The organism is Streptococcus pseudopneumoniae, from assembly GCF_001068775.1.
Lineage (GTDB): Bacteria > Bacillota > Bacilli > Lactobacillales > Streptococcaceae > Streptococcus > Streptococcus pseudopneumoniae_N.
The window spans coordinates 20,235-28,258 of the sequence record NZ_JWAJ01000151.1; the positions used below are offsets into that span (position 1 = coordinate 20,235).

The 8,024-nt window shown below is 38.5% G+C and carries 7 protein-coding genes; all 7 read left to right on the forward strand.

Features of this window, described 5'->3' with window-relative positions:
• Positions 1-50 precede the first annotated feature (50 nt).
• Positions 51-2,084 carry a thiol-activated cytolysin family protein gene (locus ADF68_RS09685; protein ID WP_075230505.1) on the forward strand — a complete coding sequence of 678 codons (2,034 nt, stop codon included), beginning with the start codon at positions 51-53 and terminating at the stop codon, positions 2,082-2,084.
• Positions 2,085-2,226: 142 nt separating this feature from the next.
• Positions 2,227-3,249, forward strand: coding sequence for a branched-chain amino acid aminotransferase (locus ADF68_RS09690; RefSeq protein ID WP_000219010.1), 1,023 nt, complete (start codon positions 2,227-2,229; stop codon positions 3,247-3,249).
• Positions 3,250-3,270: 21 nt separating this feature from the next.
• On the forward strand, positions 3,271-5,238 hold the full coding sequence (locus ADF68_RS09695; protein WP_049549634.1) for a peptide ABC transporter substrate-binding protein: 1,968 nt from the start codon (positions 3,271-3,273) through the stop codon (positions 5,236-5,238).
• A gap of 34 nt (positions 5,239-5,272) precedes the next feature.
• Entirely contained in the window at positions 5,273-5,962 is a 690-nt protein-coding gene (locus ADF68_RS09700; protein ID WP_049549635.1) for a 5-oxoproline transporter, DUF969 family subunit, read from the forward strand.
• Positions 5,959-6,882 (forward strand): DUF979 domain-containing protein, encoded by a 924-nt coding sequence (locus tag ADF68_RS09705; RefSeq protein ID WP_049549636.1) that lies wholly within the window; start codon positions 5,959-5,961, stop codon positions 6,880-6,882. The genes ADF68_RS09700 and ADF68_RS09705 overlap by 4 nt, the downstream gene beginning before the upstream one ends.
• Before the next feature lie 13 nt (positions 6,883-6,895).
• Positions 6,896-7,540 carry a pyroglutamyl-peptidase I gene (pcp, locus tag ADF68_RS09710; protein WP_049549637.1) on the forward strand — a complete coding sequence of 215 codons (645 nt, stop codon included), beginning with the start codon at positions 6,896-6,898 and terminating at the stop codon, positions 7,538-7,540.
• A gap of 134 nt (positions 7,541-7,674) precedes the next feature.
• Positions 7,675-7,905 (forward strand): DUF2969 domain-containing protein, encoded by a 231-nt coding sequence (locus ADF68_RS09715; protein WP_000037109.1) that lies wholly within the window; start codon positions 7,675-7,677, stop codon positions 7,903-7,905.
• Positions 7,906-8,024: the final 119 nt, after the last annotated feature.

The following is an 8,024-nucleotide window of genomic DNA, read 5'->3' on the forward strand; positions in this document are numbered from 1 at the left end:
AGAAAGCGCGTTCAAGAAATGTAGTTTGATTAATCTAAAAGGAGTTTTTTATGTCTCAAAATAAACAAGATAAAGGATTTCGTTATTCTATTCGTAAACGTAGCGTTGGAGTATGTGGTGTTGCCATTGCAACATTTTTGCTAGGTTCTGGCCTTGTATTTCAAACAAATGTAGTAAAAGCAACAGAGCCAAGCGTTGCTGTAGTTGCTGGTGAAAATATTGCTGCTCATAAGTCTGCAAGTCAGAGTTCGACTGCTTATGGTGCAGATGCTTCTAGAGCGGTTGACGGCAATCGAGATAATGACTACGGCCATAGCTCAGTTACTCATACAGATTTTCAAGATCATTCTTGGTGGAAAGTTGATCTAGCAAAAGAAGAAGGTGTGGGAACTGTTCGTATTTACAATCGTGGAGACAGTAATGTAGGGGATCGTTTATCTAATTTTGATGTTATTTTGTTAGATAAAGATGGAAATGAAGTGGCTCGTCAACATGTAGATAGCTTAAACAATCAACCAACAGTTGATGTTCAATTCTCAGGAGTTGATGCACGATATGTAAAAATTGAATTAAATAAATCTAAAACTCCTCTTAGTTTGGCAGAAGTTGAAGTATATCGTTCTGTAAAAGAAGAAAAAGTAGTAGCAGATAAGAAAACAGAAAACGAAGCTAAAACAGATTATACTGCAGAGCTAAATAACTATTTATTTGGTTTAAATTATGATAAATTAAATATTTTGACTAGAAAAGGAGAAGCATTAGAAAATTACACTAATACAAGCACAAAACAACAAGGAAGTGAATTTGTGGTCGTAGAAAAAGTGAAGAAAAGCCTTTCTAATGGTTCGGCTGATGTTGCCATCAATGGTAACGGAGATATTTTCCTAGGTGCATTGTTTAAAGCAAATCAAGACCTTCTAGAAAATAAACCACAACAAATTAGTTTAGATCGTAGCAAAGGTAGAATTAGTGTTGATTTACCAGGAATGGTAGGCGGAGATAGCTATGTAGATGCTAATCCAACTGCAAGTGGTATGCAGGAAGGTGTGAATACCTTGTTAAACCGTTGGCATGAAAAATATGCTGCGAAAAATCCTGCTCCAGCACGTATGCAGTACGAATCAACTTCTGCTTACAGCATGAATCAATTGAAAGCAAAATTCGGAAGTGACTTTGAAAAAGTTGGAGTTAATCTAAAAATTGATTTTGAAGCTGTCAATAAAGGTGAAAAACAAATTGAGGTAGTTGATTTTAAACAAGTTTACTATACTGCTAACTTTGATGCTCCAAAAAATCCATCAGATGTATTTGCCTCAGGAGTAACAGTTGATCAATTGAAAGCACGTGGAATTGATGAAAATACTCCTCCTGTATATGTATCAAGCGTGTCATACGGACGTCAAATGTATGTTAAGTTTGAAACAACAAGCAAGAGTACCGAGTTGAAAGCAGCAATCAATGCTGTAATCAAAGGAGTGCCTATTAAACCAGAATCTGAATGGGCACGTGTCTTGAAGAATACAACTGTAACAGTTTCCATCGTAGGTGGAAATGCTGATGGCGCTGCACGTGTTGTGACAGGTACAGTAGAAGATTTGAAGAAATTGATTCAAGAAGGAGCTACTTTCAGTACACAAAACCCTGCTGTTCCAATTTCTTATAAGACTGCATTCTTGAAAGATAATCAAGTAGCCACAATTCAAAGCAATACAGACTACATTGAAACTAAAGTGACTTCATATAAAAATGGTTACCTCAATTTACATCATAAGGGAGCTTACATTGCTCGCTACTATGTTTACTGGGATGAAGTAACTTATGATAAGAATGGAGTTGAAAGCGTTCGTACGCGTCAATGGGAAGACAATGGTAAAGACAGAACTGCTGGCTTCCAAACGGAGCTTCAATTTAAAGGAAATGTACGTAACCTACGCGTGAAGATTCAGGAAAAAACAGGTCTTGCTTGGGAACCATGGCGTACTGTTTACAATCGTACAGACCTTCCTCTAGTCCAAAAACGTACCATTATTAATTCAGGTACAACAATCAGACCAAAATACGATGAAAAAGTTGAAAACAACTAATTCTCACTTGTGAAAGTAACCAGTTCTATGAGCTGGTTCTTTTTATAAGTAAAATTTTCAGAAAATTACAAATAATACTTGAATTTTTAGGAGAATAGTGTAGAATAGAACACAGAGCTTGATTAGAATAAAGGAGATTGTCATGACAGTTACGATTGATTGGGAAAATCTCGGTTTTTCCTATATGAAACTACCTTATCGTTATATCGCTAATTTTAAAAATGGACAATGGTCTCAAGGAGAATTAACAGAAGATGCAACCTTGCATATTTCAGAATCATCTCCAAGCCTTCACTATGGACAGCAAGCATTTGAAGGATTGAAAGCCTATCGTACAAAGGATGGCAGTATTCAACTCTTCCGTCCAGATGAAAATGCTAAACGTCTGCAACGTACCTGTGATCGTCTCTTGATGCCACAAGTTCCAACAGAAATGTTTGTAGAGGCTTGTAAAGCCGTTGTTCGTGCAAATGAAGAATACGTACCCCCTTATGGAACTGGTGGAACCCTTTACCTTCGTCCGCTCTTGATTGGTGTTGGAGATATCATTGGGGTAAAACCAGCTGAGGAGTATATTTTTACCATCTTTGCTATGCCAGTTGGAAATTACTTTAAGGGTGGATTGGTTCCAACAAACTTCTTGATTCAAGATGAGTATGATCGTGCTGCACCAAATGGAACAGGGGCTGCCAAGGTCGGTGGTAATTATGCAGCTAGTCTTTTGCCAGGAAAAATGGCTAAATCCCGTCATTTCTCAGATGTTATTTATCTAGACCCATCAACCCACACCAAGATTGAAGAAGTTGGTTCAGCAAACTTCTTTGGAATTACAGCTGATAATGAGTTTGTAACCCCACTGAGTCCGTCAATCTTGCCATCGATTACCAAGTACTCATTACTTTATTTGGCAGAGCATCGTTTGGGCTTGAAGCCTGTTGAGGGAGATGTACCAATTGATAGTCTGGATCGATTTGTAGAAGCAGGTGCCTGCGGTACTGCGGCAGTTATCTCACCAATTGGAGGAATCCAACATGGTGATGACTTCCACGTTTTCTACAGTGAGACAGAGGTTGGACCAGTGACTCGTAAACTATACGATGAATTGACAGGTATTCAATTTGGTGACATTGAAGCACCAGAAGGTTGGATTGTAAAAGTAGATTAAAAATTATTAAAGGAGATCTTTATGAAAACGAAAAAGTGGATGTTAACAGCAGGAGTGGTCCTGAGTACAGCAGTTCTTCTTGTAGCTTGTGGTAAAGCTGACAAGGAAGCAGATGCGCCTACAACTTTCTCTTATGTCTATGGAGTAGACCCATCATCTTTGGACTACAGTATCGCAACTCGTACTTCAACAACGGATATCATCGGTAACGTTGTTGATGGATTGTTGGAAAACGATGAATATGGGAATTTGATTCCTTCCCTCGCTGAGGATTGGAGTGTCTCACAAGACGGTTTGACTTATACTTATAAACTTCGTAAAGGGGTTAAATGGTACACGTCAGAAGGTGAAGAATACGCTGAAGTAACTGCGCATGACTTTGTTACTGGGTTGAAACACGTAGCTGATGGCAAATCAGACGGTGTCACTCTTATTCAAAACTCAATCAAGGGCTTGAATGAATATATGACTGGTGAGACTAACGACTTCTCAACAGTTGGGGTTAAGGCAGTAGATGATTATACTGTTGAGTACACTCTAAACGCACCTGAAACTTTCTGGAATTCAAAAGTAACTTCAGCAACTATGTTGCCAGTAAATGAAGAATTCCTCAAAGCTTCTGGTAAAAATTATGGAACGGTCAGTCCAGCTGGTATTCTTTATAACGGTCCATATATTTTGAAGACATTGACTTCAAAATCTTTAATCGAATATGAAAAGAATCCAAATTATTGGGATAAAGAGAAGGTTAAAATCGAGAAAGTTAAATTAACTTACTATGATGGATCAGACCAAGAATCCTTGATCCGTAGCTTTTCTTCGGGTGTTTACACAACAGCTCGCCTCTTCCCAAGTAGCTCAAACTTTGCTTCTACTTTGGAACAATACGGGGATAAAATTACATATAGTCCACAGGATTCAACTAGTTACTACTTTACCTTTAACGTAAACCGTCAATCTTTCAATAAGACAGCGAAAACAAGTGAAGAACAGAAAACTTCTACAAAAGAAGCAATGTTGAACAAGGACTTCCGTCAAGCAATCAACTTTGCCTTCAACCGTCATTCTTATGCTGCCCAGCTCAATGGTGAAGATGGTGCGGACAAGATTATTCGTAACAGCTTAGTACCAGATAACTTTGTACAATCTGGTGGCAAAAACTTTGGTGATATCGCTCAAAAAGAATTGGTCAACTATGGAGACCAATGGAAAGGTGTTGAGCTCGTCGACGGAAAAGATACCATCTACAATCCTGACAAAGCCAAAGCTTCATTTGAAAAAGCTAAGAAAGAGTTGGAATCAAAAGGTGTAACCTTCCCAATTCACTTGGATGTCCCAGTTGAACAGACAAATACCATTGCTGTTCAACAAAGCAATTCCTTTAAACAATCAATCGAATCCACTCTTGGTTCTGAAAATGTCGTGATCGATGTTCTTCAGATGACGGATAACGAGAAGGAAAGCATTACATCTCAAGCGCGTGTTCCTGCTCAAAAAGACTATGACTTGAACAGTACTGGATGGGCTCCAAGTTATCAAGACCCAGCAAGTTATCTCAATATCATGGATCCTAAGACTGGTTCCGCTATGAAACACCTTGGTATTACTAAAGGAAAAGACAAGGAAGTAGTAGCTCAACTAGGTTTGGACGAATATAAGAAACTCTTGGATGATGCAGTTTCTGAGAAAAATGACTTGGATAAGAGATATGAAAAATATGCTAAAGCTCAAGCTTGGCTTACTGATAGTTCTCTCTTGATGCCAACAGCTTCATCAGGTGGTTCACCAGTTGTCAGCAATGTCGTTCCATTCTCTAAACCATACTCACAAGTAGGTATTAAGGGTGATCCATACATCTTCAAGGGAATGAAATTGCAAAAAGAGATTGTAACTGCTAAAGAATATCAAGCAGCTCTTGAAAAATGGCAAAAAGAAAAATTGGAATCAAACAATAAATACCAAAAAGAACTAGAAAGTCATGTCAAATAAAACAGACTAGTACTTTTGGAATAAAGGGGCCTATATGGAATGGATTAAACTAATAGGGATAGTTATCATTGTGATTGGTTTTATCTATAAGTTAGATACCATTGCAACGGTAGTCTTAGCTAGTTTAGTTACAGCTCTAGTTTCTGGAGTTTCTCTTGTTGAATTCTTGGAAATTTTGGGAAAAGAATTTAGTAATCAACGAGTTCTGACGATTTTTATGGTAACCTTGCCACTGGTAGGTTTATCTGAAACTTTTGGCCTCAAGCAACGTTCGATTGACTTGATTCAAAAGATTAAAGGACTGACCGTAGGAAGTTTTTATACAATTTATTTCTTTTTTCGGGAACTCGACGGGTTCTTTGCCATTCGTCTAGGAGGGCAGCCACAGTTTGTAAGGCCTTTGGTTCAACCCATGGGACAGGCAGCAGCAGAGTTGCAATTAGGTAGAAAATTAACTGAGTATGAGGCCGAAGCCTTGAAGGCGCGTGCAGCAGCAAATGATAATTTCGCAAATTTCTTTGCTCAGAACACTTTTGTTGGTGCAGGTGGTGTCCTCTTGATAGGGGGCACTCTGGACCAATTAGGTTACGAAAGTAATTATGCAGGGATTGCTTCGGCTTCTCTTATTGTTGCAGGAGTTGCCCTACTTGTGGTAGGGATTTACAATTACTTATTTGATAGAAAATTGCTAGCGAATAAGCTTAGTAAAGGAAAAGAAGAATGACCAATCTAGCAAGACAGTTATTAGAGTTAACCTATATTGTGATTGGTTGTCAATTTCTTCACACGGCCTATTGTAGCTATAAAGACAAAACAAATCCAGTTCGATATGGAACAGCTGGGTTTTGGGCTTTATTGGGCATCAGTTTTATCGGTGGCTCTTATCTACCTTCTATCTGTATTGGAGTTATCGTAGTGCTATTAGCCCTACTAACACTCTTTAAACAGGTTCGTATCGGAACCTTACCGTCTCTGGATGAAGTCAAGGCAAACATTGAAGCGAAACGACTAAAGAATAAAATTTTTATTCCGGTCATGTTAATGGCTTTGATTGCTTTGGTATTAGCAAAAATGATTCCTGACTTTAGTAAGATTGCTATCAGCCTTGCAGCATTTTTTGCAACCATCTCTCTTTTATTGATTACTAAGAGTTCTCCTAAAAACTTGTTAGCAGAAAATAATCGCATGGTTCAGCAAGTCTCTACTAGTGGGATTGTGCCTCAACTTTTAGGGGCTTTGGGAGCAATTTTTACCGTTGCAGGCGTTGGAGACTTGATTTCGCATTTAATCAGCGGTCTAGTTCCTTCGGGTAGTCGTTTTATGGGTGTAGTGGCTTATGTCCTTGGGATGGTTCTATTCTCCATGATAATGGGGAATGCATTTGCTGCCTTCACGGTTATTACTGCTGGAATTGGTGTTCCCTTTGTATTTGCCTTGGGAGCTGATCCAATCGTGGCTGCAGCTCTAGCAATGACGGCAGGTTGCTGTGGAACCTTATTGACTCCAATGGCGGCTAACTTTAATGCTTTACCGGCAGCTCTCCTGGATATGAAAGATTCAAATGGGGTTATCAAAGCGCAGGTAGGAGTAGCTATTGTCATGATTATCATCCATGTATTTTTGATGTACTTTTTGGCATTTTAGCAAAGGAAATAAAATGAAAATATTAGTAACAGGTTTTGATCCTTTCGGTGGTGAAAAGGTCAATCCAGCCTTGGAAGCTGTTAAATCATTACCGTCAGAGATTCATGGCGCAGAGGTTCATTGGGTAGTAATCCCAACGGTCTTTTATCAATCAGCAGAGGTTTTAGAAGCAGAAATAAATCGATACCATCCAGATGCTGTGCTTTGCATAGGACAGGCAGGAGGAAGAGCTAGTCTAACTCCTGAGCGAGTTGCCATCAACCAAGATGATGCTAGAATTCCAGATAACCAAGGGAATCAGCCGATTGACACTCCTATACGCCTGGACGGACAAGCAGCCTATTTTAGCACTCTGCCTATTAAGGCAATGGTTCAAGCGATTAAAGAGGAAGGGTTACCAGCTACAGTGTCCAATACAGCAGGAACCTTTGTTTGCAACCATTTGATGTATCAGGCTCTCTATTTAGCGGATAAGAAATTTCCCCATATGAGAGCAGGTTTTATGCATATTCCCTATATGACAGAACAAGTGTTGAACAAGCCTAATACGGCATCCATGTGCTTAACAGATATTGTCAGAGGTATTGAGGCAGCAATTAGAGCTATCGTAGACTATAAAGATAAGGACTTGAAGTTAGTAGGTGGAACAACCCATTAATAATGAGTCATCTCTAGATAAAAAATTCTATATTTTTTACAAAAACTCTGTATCAAGCTTGGCTTGGTATAGAGTTTTTTCTTGCCAGTTTTCTAAATTTCTTGTACAATAGGAAGAGTGAAAAGAGGTATGGTATGAGTAAAAAAGATAAAAAAATTGAAATTCAATTAACAGACGCAACTGTTTTAGTTGGTCAGGAAAAATTTGAAGGCTACACATTAACCATTGGGAAAAAGATTATCGGTGAAATTGCTGAACTAGATAATCAATTCGCAATCATAAAGAATGGAAATGTCGATAGTTTTTATAAAAAACTTGAAAAAGCTGTGGAAATTTTGATTGAAAACTATAATTTAGCAAAATAAAGCTTGTTTTTTGTAAATTTTCATGATATAATAGTTTTTGTTGAACATTGGAGAGATAGCGAAGAGGCTAAACGCGGCGGACTGTAAATCCGCTCCTTCGGGTTCGGGGGTTCGAATCC